Here is an 18,629-nt window from a genome sequence, read left to right on the forward strand (position 1 = left end):
AAGAAAACATGACCATTTTTAAAATGCCGGAAAAAGAAATCGGCCCCTACCTCAATGATCTTGAGAAAAAAGTTTCTGATCATTGGCAAAACACCGTCGAACAAACGGCCTTCATGCAGGATTTGGTCAGCGGCAAACTTGATATGGAAACCCTCCAGCTTTTTTATACAAACTGGGGGGCCTTCGTGCCTGTCATCAATTCTTTGTACATGGTCCAGTTTCACAAGCACCTTTCCTTCTTCGTTTCCAACGTTGACCTGATGGAAACCTATACCCACAAGGTGCTCGACGAATTTGGACATCCCTCACCTCCGGGGCACATTAAAATCCTACTTTCAACTGGCCAGGCCCTGGGTCTGACCAATGACCAAATCCTGACCCAGCCCATGCTGCCTGAAGCCCGCGGGTTGACGGATTTTCACCGCACCTTGGTCAATGACGGGAATTTTCAGGAATACTGGGCTTCAGTTTTATGGGAAGGCGCGTTTGGCCATTCCTGCCTGAAATGGTTTAACGCCCTGACCACCCATTATGGGCTGACGGCCGAACAGGCGGATTATTTCCACAAGCACCATGAAGCCGATACCCAAGATCATCTGGGCCGCGAAGCCCATTCAGAGGTAACCAAACATATCCTCAACCGTCTGATGGTAGATGGGTTTGATGAACGTCCGGGATACCCATTTGAATATTGCGCCCTGACACCAGTGGATCTTTATTGTGCGATGCTTGATGGCGTCTATGCAAAGACCCACTAATTAAAAAATAAGGGAATAGCCCATGGCCCGTTCGTACCAAAATTTAAGTGAATACATCCAGGTGCTCGATGATGCAGAAAAGCTGGTGCGCGTCACAGTCCCGGTCAACAAAGACACGGAACTGCACCCCTTGGTCCGCCTCCAGTTCAGGGGGTTGCCTGAGGAAAAGCGTAAAGCCTTTCTGTTTGAAAATGTCTATGACAGCACGGGGCGAAAATATGACATTCCCGTTCTGGTCGCTGCCATGGCCGGGTCATCTGATATATACGCCTTGGGCATGGGCTGTCCAACCGAAGAAATTCCGGATCGTTGGCTCCAGGCCCTTGAATCACCGCTCGACCCCGTCACCGTAGAAAGCGGGCCGTGTCAGGACGTGGTGATTAAAGGGGAACAGTTGGAAAAAGAAGGGCTTTCCCTTTTGCCCATTCCCATTTCAACGCCGGGGTTTGACAATGCACCCTATACCTCTGCCTCGCACTGGGTGACCAAACACCCCGAAACCGGCATGCATAATCTTGGTAATTATCGCGGCATGGTCAAAGCGCCAAACCGCATCGGTACCCTGCCTGCCATGCTTGGCGTTGGCATGCGCGACCACATTGATGCCTGGCGCGAAGCCGGCCATGAGCGCCTGCCCGCCGCCGTGGTCATTGGTGCCCCACCGCACGTCACCTATACCGCCGTGACCCGCATCCCCAATGACATGTGTGAATATGATGTTGCCGGTGCCATTGCCGGAAAACCGCTTGAGCTGGTGAAATGCCTTACCCAGGACCTGATGGTGCCCGCAGAGGCTGAGATTGTCATTGAAGGAACGGTGCCCGCCAGCGAAGTGGAAATGGAAGGCCCGTTTGGGGAATTTCCGGGCTATATGGCACAGCGCGATTACAGTTTCTTTATGGACATCACCTGCATCACCATGCGCAAAAAACCCACATATTTAGCCATTCTGAGTCAGGTGCCGCCCAGTGAAAGCAGTAAAATGCGCCATATCGGGCGCGCAGCGGCGGCCAAAAAGTTTCTCCATGATAACGGGTTCGACAACGTCATCGATGTCAATTATCTGGAATGCACCGGCTCTAACGCCTTGGTCGTGATCAAAATAAAGAAACGCGAAGCCGACGATGGCGCCAAAGCGCTGGACCTTTTGACCACCAAATTTATCGGCAAGATCGCCGTGGCCGTTGATGAAGACATTGACATCACCAGCCTTGAAAACATCATGTGGGCCATTGCGTGGCGCAACCAGCCCTACCGCGATGTCAAAATTGTCGACACCCCCCTGTTGGCCCTGGACCCCTCGTTAGCACCACCGGGCGAATCCCGGGGGTTGGCAACGGACGCCGGCGCAATGCCGCGCAATACCAGTCTGATGATTGATGCCACCATGGCATGGCCTTACCCACCCATTTCGCTCCCCAAACGCGAATACATGGAACGCGCCCAGGAACTATGGGCCGAGTTGCAACTGCCGGGGCTTGAATTACAAAACCCGTGGTATGGCTATTCGCTGGGTGCGTGGACCAAAGAGCTGGAAGAAGAAGCCCAGCTTGCGGTCGAAGGGCGGCACTATGAAACCGGGGAAAAATTGCGCGGACGTCGCAAACGCATCGACTAAATTAGAGCGACTAGATCAAGATGCGATCGCAGCACTCGGGCTTGCGCCAAAACTGCCCGATACGTCGTCAGCCGCAGCCTTGAGCTTCTTTGCATATTGACTGTCTGTGCCTAAATCAACAACGCCTGCAACCCCGATAAGCGAAATTGCCATAATGATTTCGCCATCAGAACCAAAAACCGGGGCCGCCACCCCAACAATGCCCAGCTCGCTCTCGCCGGTGTTATCGGCAACCCCGTCACGACGCACGCACGCGCGCAAGGTATCAACATCTTCTATCGTCAGGGTTTTTGATCCGCTGGCTTGATGGAGGGGCGCTGCAAGTTCAAGTTCCACCAGCGACTTGGTTTTTTCTTCTGGCAGATAACTGACAAAGACCTTCCCGCTGGCGGTGCGCAAAAGGGGTAATTTCCGCCCTTCTCTGATACGAACGGCGGTTCCCAATTCACCTTGTTCCCAGCGAATTACCATAGGGCCATCGGATGCCCAGACCACCAAAACAGAAACCAATCCGGTTTCCGCCGTTAGCTTGGTCAAAGCCTCCGTTCCCATCTTGACCGTATCCACACGCCCAAGCGCGGCCACCCCAAGGGTGACCAACAATGGGCCAAAATCATAGCGACTCGATGACGGGTCCTGGCGCACCGCACCAGCCTGAATCATGCCCGCCAGAAAACGGTGGGTGCGGCTTGCTGGCATCCTTGCGGCCTGTGCGATTTCACCCAACGTGCCCGGTCGCCCCATATCCGCCATGGCTTTGAGAATAAACAGGCCAATACCCACAGAACGATTGGCATTTTTGGGGGATCTGGGGTCTTCAAACCCTGCCGTGTACTCAGATATGGGGGAATGCTTTGTCATTTTGTCTTATCCTGGGGGGTAGCGTTGCGTTTTGGTGTCCCGATCAAGCATACCCGATGCGCAGCTGATTCCAATAATCAAAATGCTATCTATTGAAAATACCCGTTTAGTCAGGGGCGGCTTCTTCTCTGACTTCTTCTCTGTGGAACCCAAGAGACCGCATCACGGGTTCATCATTAATGGAAAACAGAATGGCCGGTTTGTCTGATCCGTTTTCATGGGCGTGCCAGGTCCAAAGGGGGACCACGAAACTGTCCCCCTTTTTCCAGTCAAACCGCTGATCCCCGATAACGGTGGTCCCTTCACCTTCATACACGTGATAAATGGCCGCGTGGGTGTGTCTGTGAGCGCTATATTTTTTGCGCGCCGCCAACATTTGTATGTCACATCCCACCGTCGGCAGGGTTGGGCCATCGGTCTCTGGATTGACGTAGTGCAAAAATGCGCCATCAACTGCATCCAGTTCATCCCCGCCTTCGGCCAAGCCATAAAGGGCGGCTTCGGTTTCTGCCCAGGGATAGCAATACGCAGCACGGGGTGCGGGCGGTTGGTCCTGTTTTCCGCCCACGGTGGCCGGGCGCAACGTGCCAAAGCGTTTAGAGGACCAACCCACATCGCGGGTCAGGTCTTGATGAGGGGATTGATGGGGTTCGCCAAAACCGATCTGGAAATGCACGATCAAGGGTGCCACTGCCCCATCCAGCCAGATGGTTGGAACTGATCCATTATTGATATGGTCATGCCAGCTCCAGTTTGGCGTGGTGATCAAGTCACCCCGGGTCATGAAAAACTTTTCCCCGTCCACCACCGTGCAGCCTTCACCATTGCCTTCCACCACGAAACGGACCGCATCCATGGTATGGCGATGACACGGGGCCATTTCGCCTGCCAATATCATTTGCGCCCCCAGCACCAGATTGGGGCTGGTCCCTAATTCAAGGTCCGGGTTTTGAAAACCGATAAACCGGCGGTGCGCTTCTTCGGGCGGAATATGATCGACTGCTTCGAACAGGGTTTTATGAATGTCGTCCCAACCCCACAAAAATGGCTTATAACTGGGCGTTGGCTCCCGGTATCCCACCGTTCGCGATGGGATCATCCAATACCCGACCAGGTTTTTATCCCGCACGCCCTGATCAAAACCATCTCTGGATGCAGCACTATCTTTTTTCTTTCCAGCCATAAATTATGTCCTACCTTTAGCCATGCGGCCCTAAAATTGCCCGTGGGGATCAAGGCCCAGCGCATAACTGCCATACATGGTGGACCCCGCATCCCAGTTCAAACTGATGTGATGAGAGATGGCATGAATGTCGCGCCATGCACGCCCCACCCGATTGTCTTCATAGGTGCCGGTCACCCCCGTCACACTGTAAAGCCCATCAATCGCCCCCACACACAGCTTCAGAATATAGGAATGGGTCAATCGATTGCGCATGCGCATGTCCAGATCAACCGCGCCGCCACCATTGACCACATCGTTGGTTTTTTTCAGGTCGCGTAAAATCATCAGGCGCGCCGCATCATAGGCGGCCGTGGCTTCGGCCACCCGGGTCTGGACCCCGGCAAACCCCGCCATGGAACGCCCCCCCGCCATGGCCAGCGTTTTGCGGGTTTTATTAAGATCAATAAAATCATCAAGCGCGCCCTTCAAGGCCCCAAGAGCCGGGCCTGTGATCGCCGTGGGGATACATGAAAACATCGGGATGCGGTAAAGCGGCCGGTCTTGCGCTTTGGCACCCGGGCTGGTCCCGGCCTTTGCATCTTCCAGATCAAGACGCCGGTGCGATGGCACAAAGACATCCTTGCAGACAATCCGCTTGCTGCCCGTTGCAGAAAGGGCCGTGGTAAACCAGTCATCTTCGATTTTGTAATCCTTTGCTGGCACCAGAACAAAGGCGATCACCGGTTTGTCCCCCCCGGCATCATCAGCAATGCGCACCCCAAGCAATGCCCATTGACCATGATCACAGCCGCTAGAAAAGGGCCATGAACCGCTGATGCGCCACCCGCCATCAACGGCTTCGGCCTCCGTGATAGGCGAATAAGACCCAAAGGTGATGGCATTGGGGGCATCACCCCAGACATCCTCCTGGGCTTGCAGGGGGAAATTGGCCACCAGCCATTGGTGCATGATGGCAAGACCTGCGACCCAGGCTGTGGACGCACACCCCGCCCCAAGCACGCACGAAATTTTCATCAGGCAGGAAAAATCGTATTCATACCCGCCAAACCGTTCTGGCTGCAGAATATGGAACAGGTCCGCTTCCCGAAGGGCTGCCATCACGTCTTTTGATACCATCCGCGCATCTTCGGCCGATGCCGCCTTTTCCCGCAACAAGGGTACCAATGCACGGGCGCGGTCCAGCAATTCATCTGGTGTTGGCTTTGGGTTTCCCCCAGTCACGACATTTTCCCCCGGCAAAGCCCGTTTTTGGGCCGTTATTGATTATTTAAATCAATTTTACACGCTCAGGCGCAAAGTAGAATTGTTATCTGAAAAATGGACAAACCTGCCGCTTTCGCCACCCTTTAAAAATTGTCATAATAACGGGAATGATAAAAATAAATGCCAGACCCGATGAACCCTTATGGTCTGGTCAGGGAGAGAAGCCATGCCCACCATCGACGCCGATGCCCATGTGCTTGAGACGCCGGACACCTGGTCTTATATGTCAGAAGACGAGCAAGAGTTCCGTCCTCAGATTTTTACCCGGGACCCCAATGATGGGGCGCCGTACCGGGAAAACCAACGCCGTGATTACTGGAAGATCGGCGATCATTTCCAGACCAAAACCAATGTCGGCAGCGATGTCCCGGTTGAAGCCCGGGACATGGTGGATATAAAACGCAGGCTCGATCATATGAATGAGATCGGGGTGGATATTCAGGTGCTCTATCCCACCCTGTTTCTGCGCCCCGTGACCACGGAACACGATGTCGAATTGATGCTGGTCAAAAGCTATAACCGCTGGCTTGCCGATATCTGGAAACAATCTGATAACCGCCTGCGCTGGGTTGCCATGCCGCCCCTGTTATCCATGATTGACCCGGGCAAGGTCCGGGCTGAACTGGAATTTTGCAAAGCCAATGGGGCCGTGGGTATTTTCATGCGGGGCTTTGAATGTGAAATGCTGGCAGGGCACCGATACTTCTTTCCCCTGTATGCAATGGCAGAAGAACTGGGGCTTGCCATCACCTTTCACGCGGGCAACAACAGTTTTGCCAATCACAATTCCTTTTCCCGCGATGCCGGCATGTTGATTTTCAAATTTCCGGTCATGGCGGCATTTCTGGATGTTCTGGTTCGGGGCATTCCGGAACGGTTCCCGAATTTACACTGGGCCTTTATCGAAGCCAGCGCCCAATGGGTGCCCTATATGCTGGGTGAAGCGAAAATGCGCATTGAACGCCAAGGCCGGCGCATGAGCGATCATATATTGGATGACAATCATTTTTTCATCACCACCCAGAAAAGCGATGACCTCAACTGGCTGCTGGAAGAACTGGGCAGTGATAATCTGGTTGTCGGCACCGATTATGGGCACAAGGATTCAGCAACAGAAGTCCAGGCCCTGAAACGCATGAGCGAAGATGGCAATATCCCGCCCGCCATTTTGAAATCCATTCTGGAGACCAACCCAAGCAGGCTTTACGCCCTTCAATAAAAAATTAAAAAAGGAATTTTTCATGAGTGACACTGCAAAAAACAAGCTGGACGGGGTTGATTGGCCAGAACGCGCGCGCGCGCTGGCCCCCATGATTGCGACCGCTTCTGATCAGACCGAAAGCGAAAGACGGGTGCCGCAAGCCGTGATGAAAGCGCTTCATGATCAAGGGCTGTTTCGCATGATGCAGCCAAAAAGCATCGGTGGCGGGGAATCCACCCCCATGGAATTTATGAAAGTTTTGGAAATTGTTGCCGGTGCCGATGCCAGCACCGCATGGTGTCTTGGCCAGGGCCTTGGCTGTTCCACAGCGGCCGGTTTTGTGCCCCATGAAACCGCAAAAGAAATGTTTGAAACGCCGGGCATTCTGGCCTGGGGCCCACCCACGCCGGGGAACAAGGCCGTTTTATGCGATGGCGGCTACAAGGCAACCGGGCGCTGGCGGTTTGCCAGTGGTGCCCCCTATGCCACCTGGTTTGGCGGCCATTCCCCGGTTTTTGAAGCCGATGGTGAAACACCGGTAAAAGATGATGCGGGCAAACAGGTGATGCGCACCATGTTAATGCCAGCCAAAGATGTCACCCTGCACAATGTTTGGGACGTGATTGGCCTGCGCGGCACCGGCAGTGATGATTATGAAGTCAAAGACCTGTTTGTGCCCAACAGCCACACTACGTGGCGCAATTCACAACCAGACCGCGCCGAAGATGGCCCCCTGTACAGCGTGCCCCTGTTGACCATCTATGGTATGGGCTTTGCTGGCATCGCCCTGGGCATTGCGCGCGCCATGCTGGATGAATTCGTCCCCGTCGCCATGGCCAAAACCGGCGCTGGTGCCAGCAGCGTGCTACGAGAAAACGGCGTCATCCAGTCTGGCCTTGGTCAGGCAGAAGCCAAAGTCCGGTCATCGCGTGCATTCTTGATAGAAATAATCGGTGAAACCTGGGACGTGTTTTCAGCAGGCCAGATGCCAAACATGGACCAACGCGCAAGGCTACGACTTTCCATATCCCACACCATCAATCAGGCACGCGAAGCGGTCGATTTTGTCTATCAGTCCATGGGCACCAATGCGATCTTTGAAAACGGCCCGTTTGAACGTCGTTTCCGCGATATGCACACGGTTTCTCAACAAGGACAGGGCCATGTCATCAATTATGAATTCGTCGGCCAAGCCTTCATGGGCATGGACCCGGGCCACAGAGTCTAAGCATGTCTAGAGCTGTCTAGACGATCACGGAACCGGAAGGACGATGGCGCCGGGCTTCAATTGGGTATCAAACGCGCATAACAACGCGGCTGTCCCTGCATAATTGGCCATGATTGAAACCAGGTCGACCAATTTGGCCCGGCCAAAAACGGCCAGCGCACGGGCGTAGGTTTCCGAGCTGACCTTGTGATCGCCAAAAATTTCGCGACCCAGCAGGATCACCACGGCATCAACCTCGCTGAGCCCATCCACGGGTTTGCGGAACTTCACCACATCGATGGCTTCTTGGGACAAGCCCTGTCTCAACCCTTCGGGTTCATGGGCGGCCCATTCAAACTGGCTGTCGGCCTGACGGGCCGTAATCAAAATAGCCAGTTCCCGGCTGGATGTCTCAATGCCTGTTTCATTGCGCAGGTAATAGGTCAATTTTTTGCCATGTTGCGATAATTTTGGGCTGTGAAGCTTAATGCCACCCGGCCCCCACAATCCCGCCAGCGAATCAGTATCGGGACCGGCATAACGATCAAAAATTGCCAAAGCCTCGCCTTCAAGGTCTTCGCGTTTGGGCCAGGGCAATCTGCTGCCCGATTCTTTGTCTATGTCACTGGCGGTCATTTTTCTAAATCCTCCCTTTTTTAAATTACCCCTAGAATAGCGCGGTAATTTCCGTTCTTGAAGCCCATTCGTTACCGTGGCAGTTTGGGAGACACAAAAAAATATTATTAAGGGTGGAAATTCAATGTCACGACTGGACCGATGCTACAATGTTGCCGATTTTCGCAAAGTTGCGCGCAAACGCCTGCCTAAGGGCGTTTTTGAATATTTGGACCGGGGCGCTGAAGACGAAGTTGCCCTTGCCGATAACCGCGAAGCATTCCGCCAATTAAAGCTTAGAACCAAATTCATGGTCGATTTGACCGACCGTGACATGGGGCTTGAGCTTTTGGGTAAACGCAGCGAATTGCCCATGATCATCGCGCCAACAGGCGTCGCGGGGCTGTGCTGGTATCAAGGTGAACTGGCCCTTGCCAAGGCCGCCGCCAAAGCCGGCATTCCATTCACCCTGGCAACCGGGTCCATCACATCCATGGAAACCATCGCCAAAGAAGCCGGCGGGCGGTTGTGGTTTCAGTTGTACATGTGGAAAGAACAAGACCTGTCATACGAAATGATCGCGCGCGCGCGCGATGCGGGCTTTGAAGGATTGGTGGTCACCATTGATGGCGCACTTGGCAATAACCGCGAATACAACCGCCGCAATGGATTTACCATCCCCTTTACCATCACCCCCCGGTTTTTGGCCGATATGACCCTGCATCCTCAATGGCTGGTAGACACGATTTTTCGCTATCTTTTAACCACGGGCATGCCGCGACACGAAAACTATCCTGATAAATACAACCACCGTGTGACGTCTGGGAAAGGCGAATTAAGACCCCAACGCCACCACGCCATGAACTGGAAAGACATTGAGAAATTGCGCGAATTCTGGCCGGGCAAGCTGATCGTCAAGGGTGTTTTGCGTGAAGAAGATGCCCGCTTGGCCGTGGAACATGGGGCCGATGCCGTGGTGGTTTCCAACCATGGTGGGCGCGCACTGGATGCCGCCGCACCAACCATGGACATCCTGCCCGAAGTGGTTGCCGCCGTTGGAAATAAAACGACCGTTATTCTGGATTCCGGCGTGCGCCGTGGCAGCGATATGGTCAAAGCGCTGGGCCTTGGTGCCGATGCGGTTTTGACGGGTCGTGCCACCCTGTATGGCATCTCGACCGGCGGAGAGGCGGGGGCCAGCAAAGTGATTTCCATATTGCGGTCAGAATTTGAAAAGACCATGGCCTATGTCGGCTGCCGACGCGTCGAAGAAGTCACCGACGACATCTTTTCAAAGATAAGCCTGAAGCGATATCAGTAGGAAAATCAATCCGTTACAGAAATTCAGGACTGGGTAATTTCATCCACCCGGTCGGGATGGAAGGACACATAGCCCTTCATAAACCCGGCTTCGGGGTAAGGGTCTTCATAGGCCCAGAGGGCATTTTCTGACAGTTTTCCACCGGCCTTAATCGAGTAATAGCTGCAATGGCCCTTCCAGTGACAATGGCTGTGGGTGTCGGTGCGTTCCAATAAATCCTGACGCACATCTGCCACGGGCACGTAAAGAACCGGGGTGCGATCCGCTTCAAGCAGGAATTTTGCGCCACTGCTTTCAGCAATGGTCTCACCGGAAAACGTCACCACAACGGAATGATCTCCCACATCATATTTCATGTGAAAATCGGGATTTTCTTCCCACTTGTTGCGGTACACCTTTTCCGGTTCACCCGTCATTTGCATTGGCCTTTCCTGATAGACAGAAACCCTATTCCGCTGCTGCCTTGGCTTGCGTTCCCTCAATCAATTTCAGAACCTTGGGCGGCGACATAGGCAGAGACCTGGGCCTGACCCCAATGGCACTGGCCACCGCATTGGCAACCGTTGCCAAGGTTGGCACCACCGGCACTTCGCCAACGCCCCGCAACCCATAGGGATGCTTCGGATTGGGTACTTCGATAATTTGGGTATCAATCATCGGCATATCAGACGCAACTGGAATACGATAATCCAGGAAGCCCGTATTATCCATATGGCCTTCCTTGGTGTAGATGTATTCCTCGTTCAACGCCCAGCCGATGCCCTGAACCGCACCGCCCTGGAACTGGCCTTCAACCTGTTTTGGATTGATGGCTTTGCCCGCATCTTCCACTACGGTATAGCGCAAGATTTTGACCAAACCGGTTTCACGATCCACATCCACATCGCAGAGATGAACCCCGAAGCCCGGCCCCGCACCGGTTGCGTTGATTTCCGCATGGCCCGCAATGGCACCACCCGTTTTGCCCGCATTTTTTGCGATATCAGCAATGGAAAGCGGTTCAAAATCACCGACATTGGTGCTTGCCGGGCGGACATAGCCATCTTCAAAAATGACGCTGTCTTCGGGCACATCCCATGTCACAGCGGCACGCTGGCACAGGACTTTGATGGCATTACGCGCAGCGCGCACAATGGCCATACCAGCCGAAAACGTCACGCGCGATCCAACGGTGGAATGGTTGTAACCCAAGGCCGATGTATCGCCGATGATGGGGCGAACCTTTTCAAAGGGCACGCCCAGTTCTTCGGCTGCCATCATGGCAATTGAGCCCCGCGATCCTGCTACATCAGGATTGCCCAGCATCAGATTGATGGAACCATCGGGGGTGATGTTCAAAGATGCCGTGGTTTCACCGCCTCTGTTAAACCAGAACCCACAACCCACGCCTCTACCCTGACCAGGCGCCAAGGGTGCTTTGTAATGGGGATGTATTTTAGCGGCTTCCAGCGTTTCCACAAAACCGATGGGGCCAAAGGTATCCCCATAAATCGTTGTGTAGCCTTCTACGGCTGCGTTTTTGAGGCGCAGATCAATGGGATCCATGCCCAGTTTTTCAGCCAATTCATCGACCACAGATTCAACACCAAAGACGATGGGCGGCACACAAGGCGCGCGGAATGCGCTTACCTTTGGCCGGTTTGAAACGACTTCAAACCCCCAGGCACGCACATTGGTCAGATCATAGCGCGTGAAAATTGCCTGCGGGGCATTGGTGTAGGCAGAGCCCGTGAAGGGGCCTGTTTGGAAATGCATTTCTGCTTCGGCAGCGGTGAATTTCCCGTCTTTGGTGACACCAATTTTAATTCGGGAATGGGTGCCCGCCACGGGGCCAGTAGCGCGCAGAACTTCGGAACGGGTCAGGGAAATCTTCACCGGCCGGTTCGCCTTGCGCGACAAAACAATCGCCAAAGGTTCACCATAAAGGGTGGTCTTTCCACCAAACCCGCCGCCGAGTTCCGTTGCCGTCACGCGGATGCGCGAAATATCCATCTTGAGCATGGCCGCAAGGCGCGAACGATACACAAAATGCGCCTGGGTACAGGTCCATAATTCAACCTGTCCGTCTTCGGTGTAATTGGCAACACAGGATTGTGGTTCGATATAGCCCTGATGCATGGGTTTGGTATCAAATTCATGCTCGACGATGATATCGGCATCTTCGAAGCCTTTATCCACATCGCCCATGGCCCATTCTGCACGTTCCAGAATGTTGCTCTGTTTATCCTTTGGCCAACCATCGATGCCCTTGGGCCGATTGTTAGGAAACAATATTGGCGCATCATCACTGGCCGCATCCATCACATCGATGACATGGGGCAGGACTTCGTATTCAACCTTGATCAGCTTTAACGCCGCTTTGGCAATTTTTTCACTGGTAGCAGCAACGCCGGCAACCGCATGGCCATCATAAAACACCTTTTCCCGTGCCATGGCGTTGTAGCTGCCATCGAATATGCCACCGGGGGGAAGTTCCGGAAAATCGTCACGGGTACAAACCGCTTTAACGCCCGGGAATTTTTCAGCCTCAGACGTATCGATGGATTTGATGATCGCATGGGCATGAGGGCTTCGCAGAATCTTGCCAACCAACATGCTCGGCAGATTAATATCGCTGCCAAATTTGGCGCGCCCGGTGACCTTATCCACCCCATCGGGTTTGATAGGGGATGTGCCAACGACTTTCAGTTTACGATCTGGGTCAAAGCCTAAATCGCTGAATTCTCCATTATCGCTGCCCAGGCTTGGACCGTGATCTTCATCTTTATCGACTGCCATGATTAACCCTTCCTCATTTCGGCGGCTGCTGCCTGAACCGAACGAATGACCTTGTCATAACCGGTGCACCGGCAGAGATTCCCTGCCAGCCAGAACCGAATTTCAATTTCCGTGGGATCGGGATTGCGTTCCAAAAGCGCTTTGGCCGCGATCAGGATACCCGGCGTACAAATGCCGCATTGCAAACCGTTCAGTTCCAGAAAATTCTGCTGCAACGGGTGCAATTTTTCGCCGTCAGCAAGGCCTTCGATGGTCTCGATGGATTTTCCTTCGGCTTCAACACCCAACACCAGACAGGAACAAACCAGTGTCCCATCCAGAACAACATTGCATGCTCCGCAATCGCCCGACGCACACCCTTCTTTGGTGCCTGTCAGAAACAATTCATCGCGAAGACAATCCAGTAGGGTCTGTTCCGTGTCGCATAGATATTCGTATTCATCACCATTGATGGTGGTGGTTACATGATTTCTTGCCATTAATTCTGCCTCGCTCTGTCTAATGCGACCTGGGCCACGCGCTTTGCCAGCACGCCACTCAGTTTAATTCGAAACTCTTTGGTCCCGCGTTTGTCATCGATGGGCTTGCTCGCTGCACTGGCAGCCGCCGCCAATGCCGCAAGGGCCGCATCATCCACTTTGGTGCCGATCAATGTATTGGCGGCTTCTTCAACCAAAAGGGCCCGCGCAGCAACCGCACCCAGCGCCACACGCGCCGCCGTACAGGTGCCATCATCATCCAAAGTCAGGTTGATCCCGACACCCACAACGGCAATGTCCATTTCCGTGCGTGGCGTGAACCGCTGATAGCAATCCCCTGAATGGGGTGGGCGTTTGGGGAAAAACAAGGATGTGACGAATTCGCCCTTTTCCAGTGCTGTCTTGCCCGGTGCAATGGCCACGTCTTCTGCGGGCAGTTCCCGCTGGCCCGATGGGCCAATGATGCTGGCCACGGCACCTGCAACCATCACCGCAGGCACACTGTCTGCACCGGGGGACGCATTACAAAGATTGCCGCCCAAGGTGGCCCGGCCCTTAACCTGGATTGAACCGATCAGCTTTGCGCCTTCGATGACACCCGGCCATGTTGTGCAAAAGGCTTCCACGTCCATCAATGCCATGATGGGAACCGCAGCACCAACACGCCAGCCGCCGTTTTCTTCGGCTATCTGGGTCAGTTCGGGAATTTTTTTAAGATCGACCAGAAGGTCGGGCTCTATCATATCGGCATGCAATTGCACCAAAACATCGGTGCCCCCTGCCATGATCTTGGTTACCCCATCAGCCCCTGCCAGCAGCGCGACTGCTGCATCCAGGGTTTCCGGCGTTTCATAACGCAAATCATTCATCGTTTTATGCTCTCCCTCTTGCCCGTTGCTTCAGGCATTGCCTGCAGATCATGGTGCAGTTTGCAGATAAAAGCGATTCACTTTCAACCACAACACCCACCTTTTCCGGGAAAATACAGGGAATTTTGGATAGATAACAGGAAATTCGACGCCTTTCCCACACCTTGCACGATATGCGTGTGCTAGCGGTCTTTCACACCCACCTGAAAGCCAAACCAGCGGGCAATCAGGGCAAGGCCTGCGGTCATGGCAACGATGAACAGGCTGATGATTCCAGCGACTTCTCTGGCCCCGCCCGTGGACGTGGTCATATATTCCAGCGCCAAAAGCGACAAGGTCACGGTATCCCGGCTGGCCAGCAAGATAACGCTGCCGGTTGAGCCGGCGGCAATGACAAAATTCAAAATCCCCATCAAAACCATCGTCGGCGCAATCAAGGGCAGCCAGATTCTGAAATAGGTATAAAACCACCCTGCCCCGGCCACACGGGCCGCCTCTTCCATATCATCGCCCATTTGTAAAAAGATGCTCTTGAACATCTGGATACTGGTCAGTTTTCCCTGAAGGATGACGACAATGATCAATATCCAGATGGTGCCATAAAGCCAGCTGAGCCCTGCTGTTCCGGTAATGACCCAAAGCAGCCCAAGGCCTGACAAAATGCCCGGAATCCCGGCACTGGCCCAAAAAATGGTGTCGAGCAAGGCTTTGCCCGGCCAACGCCGCCGCACCAAAATATAGGCCACCATGGAAAACAGAAGGGGCGAGATGATCGCCGTCGCCATGGAAAGCGTGATCGTGGTCTGGAAGGCGCGGAAGAAAATCGGGTCCGTCAGCACCGTTTGCCAATGGCTTAACGTATAGGTGGGGGTGGCCTGAAAGAACCCGGCCCGCGTCATGAAACTGCCGCCCAAAAGCGTCAGCACAGGAACAATGGTCAGCAGCGCCACCATGAAGCAAATCAGCCAGAAAGCGGGTTTCTGGGCAGCGCCCATATGCACCAGCCCGGGTTTGTAATCCCCGCTGATGGTGGTGTATTGGCGCCGCGACATCAACCAGCGCTGCACTGGAATGATCATCAAAATAATCAAAAGCGTCAAACTGGCTAGCGCCGTCGCTTCGCCATATGCCGGGGGTTCCACTTCGCGGATGTAATCAAACAGTTGGGTGGAATAGACAAAAAACCGGATGGGGGTGCCCAGAATCTGTTCAATCTCGAACGTGTTAAACATGCGGACAAGGTTCAGCATGAAGACAACCACCATGGCAGGGATCATCACGGGAAGGGTGATGCGGATCATTGTTCGGATGCGCCCGGCACCACTGACCCGTCCGGCTTCTTCCAGGGTCGCGTTCATATTGCGGAACGCCGGCGTTAACAGCATGACCTTTTGAGAAAGCGCATTGCCCATCAAATGGGCAAAGACAATGCCTTCGACGCTGTAGATATCGAACATTGGCCCCTTCAGGGAAAACAGGTTCTTTGCCCAAACATTGATAAACCCAAAATATGGGTCCAGCAAAAGGGACCAGCCAATGGTCGTGGTGAGGGCGGGCAACATAAAGGACACCCAGAACATGAATTCAAGGCTACGGGAAAATGGAATGGGGGTGCGTGCCAGAACCCAGGCAATAATCACGGCCAACGGAAAACTGATGGACGTGTAACAGACAAAAACCAGAACCGTATTGTAAAGGCTTTCTAAAACATCCGGCTCTTTGAAGGCCGCGATCCAATTGGCAAAACTGAATTCATAGGTGCCAACGATATGACCCGCGACATTAAAGCTCTGAATAAAAATCAGGATGACGGGATAGATAATGTAGAAACTGAAAAACAGGATCAAAAGAGACATGATGAAATGCCCCATCCCGATGGGGGGTTTTTTCACCATGTTTGGATCAGACGACTTCGAATCGGTCACGTTCAGGGCTTTTCTAATTCAACGTACAAAAACTAACCCGGGACCTGTGCGCGATTGTCATCAGCAGGCCCCGGGTATCAATGTTTGTTGCGTCTTGTTATTTTTTTCTTTTCTTCCGGCCTTTTTTCATAATCTTGCGAAGCTTTTTCAACAGCTTCCTTTGATTATTGATAAATTTAGGATCGGAAAAGGCGACGTAGTATTTACGGTCTGGCCTGATCCAGTACTGTTTTGCAATCAGGTTCTTGTCCACATCCACGCGCATGGAATCCGATGTTTCACCCGTCTTGATAAAGATCGACTGACCTTCCTTGCTCAGCGCCCAGTTAATGAACAATTGAGCAGCCTTTGGATTGGCAGGTTTACTGACCGACATTATATTGGCAGCAGATGCGGAAAGAATTTCGCCCTCTTTCATAATCTGTGGCAGATAAGGTTTCACGGGGAACCCTTCGCGGGCCAATTTCACCGACGGGTTATTGATGCCGAACATGCCAATGGCATACCGGCCAAGGGCCAACCATTCAGCACCTTGGCGCGAATCCCGGGTGATGGTCACATCCATTTCTGTGGCAAATTTCGTGAACCATTTTTCACCAATTTGCGGGTTCAGCAACATCGGCACGCTGCTCGCACCGGAACCGCGACGCGCCGGTGAACGGGCAACAATTTTGCCCTTCCATTTGGGCTTCAACAAATCCCAATAAGACTGGATTTCATCCACCTTCACCATGTTGGTGTTAATGGCGATCACGTATGCGGGCGATGCGCCCCAGGTAAAAATATAACGGCCCTTTGGGTCGGTATAATGGTGTTTGCCCTGATACCAGCGCTTTGGATTTTTAACTTCTGGATCGATCAAAAGTTTATCCAACGGCTGAATCATCTTGTTGGGCAACAGGATGGATAGGCCGCTGTTGGCCCCCCCGATCCAGACATCGGCAGTGTATTTGCCAGATTTTCGCTCGGCCAGAATACGGGCGGCATGCCTGCGGCTGCTGCCGGTTTGGGCATTGACCTTGATGCCATATTTTTTGGTAAATTCAGGCATGATTTTGCGCAATTTACGCGGCATCTGGCCACCAAGGATCAGTTCCACCTTGCCTTCGCGTTTGGCGGCACGAACCAGCGCCTTCCATTCTGAACTTTGTGCAACCTGGGTATCTCTGACAGTTACGTCAGCCCCATAAACAACGGATGGCACGGCAACCAACGCCGCCAAAGCTGCCGGGGCCGCACTGATAAGAATTTTTTTAAACATCTTTTTTGCTCCCTTTTTCATTTCAATCAAAACAAGATTATTAGGCTTCCTGCTCACTTTCTGAAACATCGGTTGACCAAATGCTGTGCCCATCGGGGCGCAGGGACAACCAAATTTTATCCTTTTCTTCCAACGGCTCGTGCCGTTCACCGTATAAAATAATGGTTCGCTGATCATCAACGGCAATTTGGTATTCAAACCGCTCACCTATAAACAACGCCGCCAGCACGGTTCCACCAATGCTGTTCGGTGGGACAACATCACCGGTATTGCGCGACAAGCTCACGTCTTCCGGACGCACCCCGACAAAGACGGATTTCCCATGGTCTTTGCCATTGGCGGACTGGGTGCCATCTGTGTGACAGGTCGGCCCAGTAACAACACAGTTTGGCCCGCCATCAATGCCGACCGTTATCTGTCCCTCACCCGTTTCAGAGCGCACCGTGCCCCTGAACAAAAGGGTTCTGCCCACAAAATCGCGTACAAACTCATTGATGGGGGCTTCGTACAGCGTTCTGGGTGCCCCTTGTTGCTGCACCACCCCAAACTTCATCAGGGCAATATGGTCAGAAAGGCTGAGGGCTTCGATCTGGTCATGGGTCACGAAAAGAACGGCAATGTTGAGGCGTTGCTGCAATTGGCGAACCTCCAGGCGCATCTGTTCGCGCAATTTTGCATCAAGGTTTGAAAAGGGTTCATCCAGCAAAAGAATGCGGGGTTCTGTCACCAATGCCCGGGCCAGCGCCACGCGCTGTTGTTGACCACCAGACAACAATGGCCCCGGGCGATCTTCCATGCCGCCCATGCCCACAAGTTCCAATATCTTGGAAACCCGGGGACCAATTTCGGCCGCTGGAAATTTCTGTGCCTTTAGAGGAAACCCGACGTTTTCACCCACCGTCATATGGGGCCAGATGGCATAAGACTGGAACACCATGCCAAGATTGCGTTTATCGGGCGGCAGTGAAAAATTTTGATCCGTCAAGACCACAGCCTTGCCGCCAAAATAGATGGACCCTTCATCGGGTTCTTCCAAACCGGCAACCATGCGAAGCGTTGTGCTTTTGCCGCACCCGCTCGGCCCTAAAAGGGTAAACATCTCTCCATCGGCGATTTCAAGGGAAAGCCCATCGACAGCTTTCTCCGAATTCCCGGGATAGGTTTTCGATAAATTAACGAGCCGGATTGCTGGCTCTGACCGGGATGGATTGTCCGCCACACTCACCTTTTATGTCCTCACCTGTTTTAATCGTTTCGGCATTTTAGAGACCCCGCAAAGCCCCCATG

At 53.3% G+C, this 18,629-nt stretch carries 16 protein-coding genes; 5 read left to right on the forward strand and 11 right to left on the reverse strand.

Annotation, left to right across the window (positions count from 1 at the left end; genetic code table 11):
- Positions 1–8: 8 nt before the first annotated feature.
- Together HOJ08_03840 and HOJ08_03845 are read left to right on the forward strand one after the other, a co-directional pair.
- Positions 9–758, forward strand: coding sequence for a hypothetical protein (locus tag HOJ08_03840; GenBank protein ID MBT5672570.1), 750 nt, complete (start codon positions 9–11; stop codon positions 756–758).
- Positions 759–780: 22 nt separating this feature from the next.
- Positions 781–2,376, forward strand: a complete 1,596-nt coding sequence (locus tag HOJ08_03845) for a UbiD family decarboxylase (protein ID MBT5672571.1) — start codon at positions 781–783, stop codon at positions 2,374–2,376.
- 15 nt (positions 2,377–2,391) lie between these two features.
- On the opposite strand, the gene HOJ08_03850 is transcribed toward HOJ08_03845, so the two are convergent.
- The 3 genes from HOJ08_03850 to HOJ08_03860 all read right to left on the reverse strand — a co-directional run bounded on the left by HOJ08_03850 (position 2,392) and on the right by HOJ08_03860 (position 5,644).
- Positions 2,392–3,237, reverse strand: coding sequence for an IclR family transcriptional regulator (locus HOJ08_03850; protein ID MBT5672572.1), 846 nt, complete (start codon positions 3,235–3,237; stop codon positions 2,392–2,394).
- A gap of 106 nt (positions 3,238–3,343) precedes the next feature.
- On the reverse strand, positions 3,344–4,420 hold the full coding sequence (locus HOJ08_03855) for a cupin domain-containing protein (protein ID MBT5672573.1): 1,077 nt from the start codon (positions 4,418–4,420) through the stop codon (positions 3,344–3,346).
- Between the two features lie 30 nt (positions 4,421–4,450).
- Positions 4,451–5,644: a flavin-dependent monooxygenase gene (locus HOJ08_03860; GenBank protein MBT5672574.1), complete on the reverse strand. Its 1,194-nt coding sequence runs from the start codon at positions 5,642–5,644 to the stop codon at positions 4,451–4,453.
- A 208-nt stretch (positions 5,645–5,852) separates the two neighbouring features.
- Here HOJ08_03860 and HOJ08_03865 point away from each other — a divergent pair, with 208 nt between their 5' ends.
- Positions 5,853–6,905, forward strand: a complete 1,053-nt coding sequence (locus HOJ08_03865; protein ID MBT5672575.1) for an amidohydrolase family protein — start codon at positions 5,853–5,855, stop codon at positions 6,903–6,905.
- Between the two features lie 22 nt (positions 6,906–6,927).
- A complete protein-coding gene (locus HOJ08_03870; protein MBT5672576.1) occupies positions 6,928–8,115 on the forward strand; it encodes an acyl-CoA dehydrogenase in 1,188 nt (395 codons plus the stop codon).
- Positions 8,116–8,139: 24 nt separating this feature from the next.
- On the opposite strand, the gene HOJ08_03875 is transcribed toward HOJ08_03870, so the two are convergent.
- Entirely contained in the window at positions 8,140–8,730 is a 591-nt protein-coding gene (locus HOJ08_03875) for a hypothetical protein (GenBank protein ID MBT5672577.1), read from the reverse strand.
- Between the two features lie 124 nt (positions 8,731–8,854).
- On the opposite strand from HOJ08_03875, the gene HOJ08_03880 reads away from it, so the two are divergent.
- The gene (locus HOJ08_03880; protein ID MBT5672578.1) at positions 8,855–10,030 is read left to right on the forward strand and encodes an alpha-hydroxy-acid oxidizing protein; all 1,176 of its coding nucleotides are present in this window, start codon (positions 8,855–8,857) and stop codon (positions 10,028–10,030) included.
- Between the two features lie 23 nt (positions 10,031–10,053).
- Here the strand turns inward: HOJ08_03880 and HOJ08_03885 are convergent, their stop codons facing one another.
- The 7 genes from HOJ08_03885 to HOJ08_03915 all read right to left on the reverse strand — a co-directional run bounded on the left by HOJ08_03885 (position 10,054) and on the right by HOJ08_03915 (position 18,561).
- Positions 10,054–10,452 (reverse strand): DUF427 domain-containing protein, encoded by a 399-nt coding sequence (locus tag HOJ08_03885; GenBank protein ID MBT5672579.1) that lies wholly within the window; start codon positions 10,450–10,452, stop codon positions 10,054–10,056.
- Positions 10,453–10,477: 25 nt separating this feature from the next.
- Positions 10,478–12,808 carry a xanthine dehydrogenase family protein molybdopterin-binding subunit gene (locus tag HOJ08_03890; protein MBT5672580.1) on the reverse strand — a complete coding sequence of 777 codons (2,331 nt, stop codon included), beginning with the start codon at positions 12,806–12,808 and terminating at the stop codon, positions 10,478–10,480.
- Positions 12,809–12,810: 2 nt separating this feature from the next.
- Positions 12,811–13,287 (reverse strand): (2Fe-2S)-binding protein, encoded by a 477-nt coding sequence (locus tag HOJ08_03895; GenBank protein MBT5672581.1) that lies wholly within the window; start codon positions 13,285–13,287, stop codon positions 12,811–12,813.
- A complete protein-coding gene (locus HOJ08_03900) occupies positions 13,287–14,147 on the reverse strand; it encodes a xanthine dehydrogenase family protein subunit M (protein MBT5672582.1) in 861 nt (286 codons plus the stop codon). The genes HOJ08_03895 and HOJ08_03900 overlap by 1 nt, the downstream gene beginning before the upstream one ends.
- Positions 14,148–14,338: 191 nt before the next feature.
- Positions 14,339–16,081, reverse strand: a complete 1,743-nt coding sequence (locus HOJ08_03905; GenBank protein MBT5672583.1) for an iron ABC transporter permease — start codon at positions 16,079–16,081, stop codon at positions 14,339–14,341.
- Positions 16,082–16,178: 97 nt separating this feature from the next.
- On the reverse strand, positions 16,179–17,342 hold the full coding sequence (locus tag HOJ08_03910; protein ID MBT5672584.1) for an extracellular solute-binding protein: 1,164 nt from the start codon (positions 17,340–17,342) through the stop codon (positions 16,179–16,181).
- A 40-nt stretch (positions 17,343–17,382) separates the two neighbouring features.
- A complete protein-coding gene (locus HOJ08_03915; GenBank protein MBT5672585.1) occupies positions 17,383–18,561 on the reverse strand; it encodes an ABC transporter ATP-binding protein in 1,179 nt (392 codons plus the stop codon).
- Positions 18,562–18,629: the final 68 nt, after the last annotated feature.

It is taken from the genome of Rhodospirillales bacterium (genome assembly GCA_018666775.1).
In the GTDB taxonomy this organism is placed as follows: Bacteria; Pseudomonadota; Alphaproteobacteria; order SMXQ01; family SMXQ01; genus JABIXC01.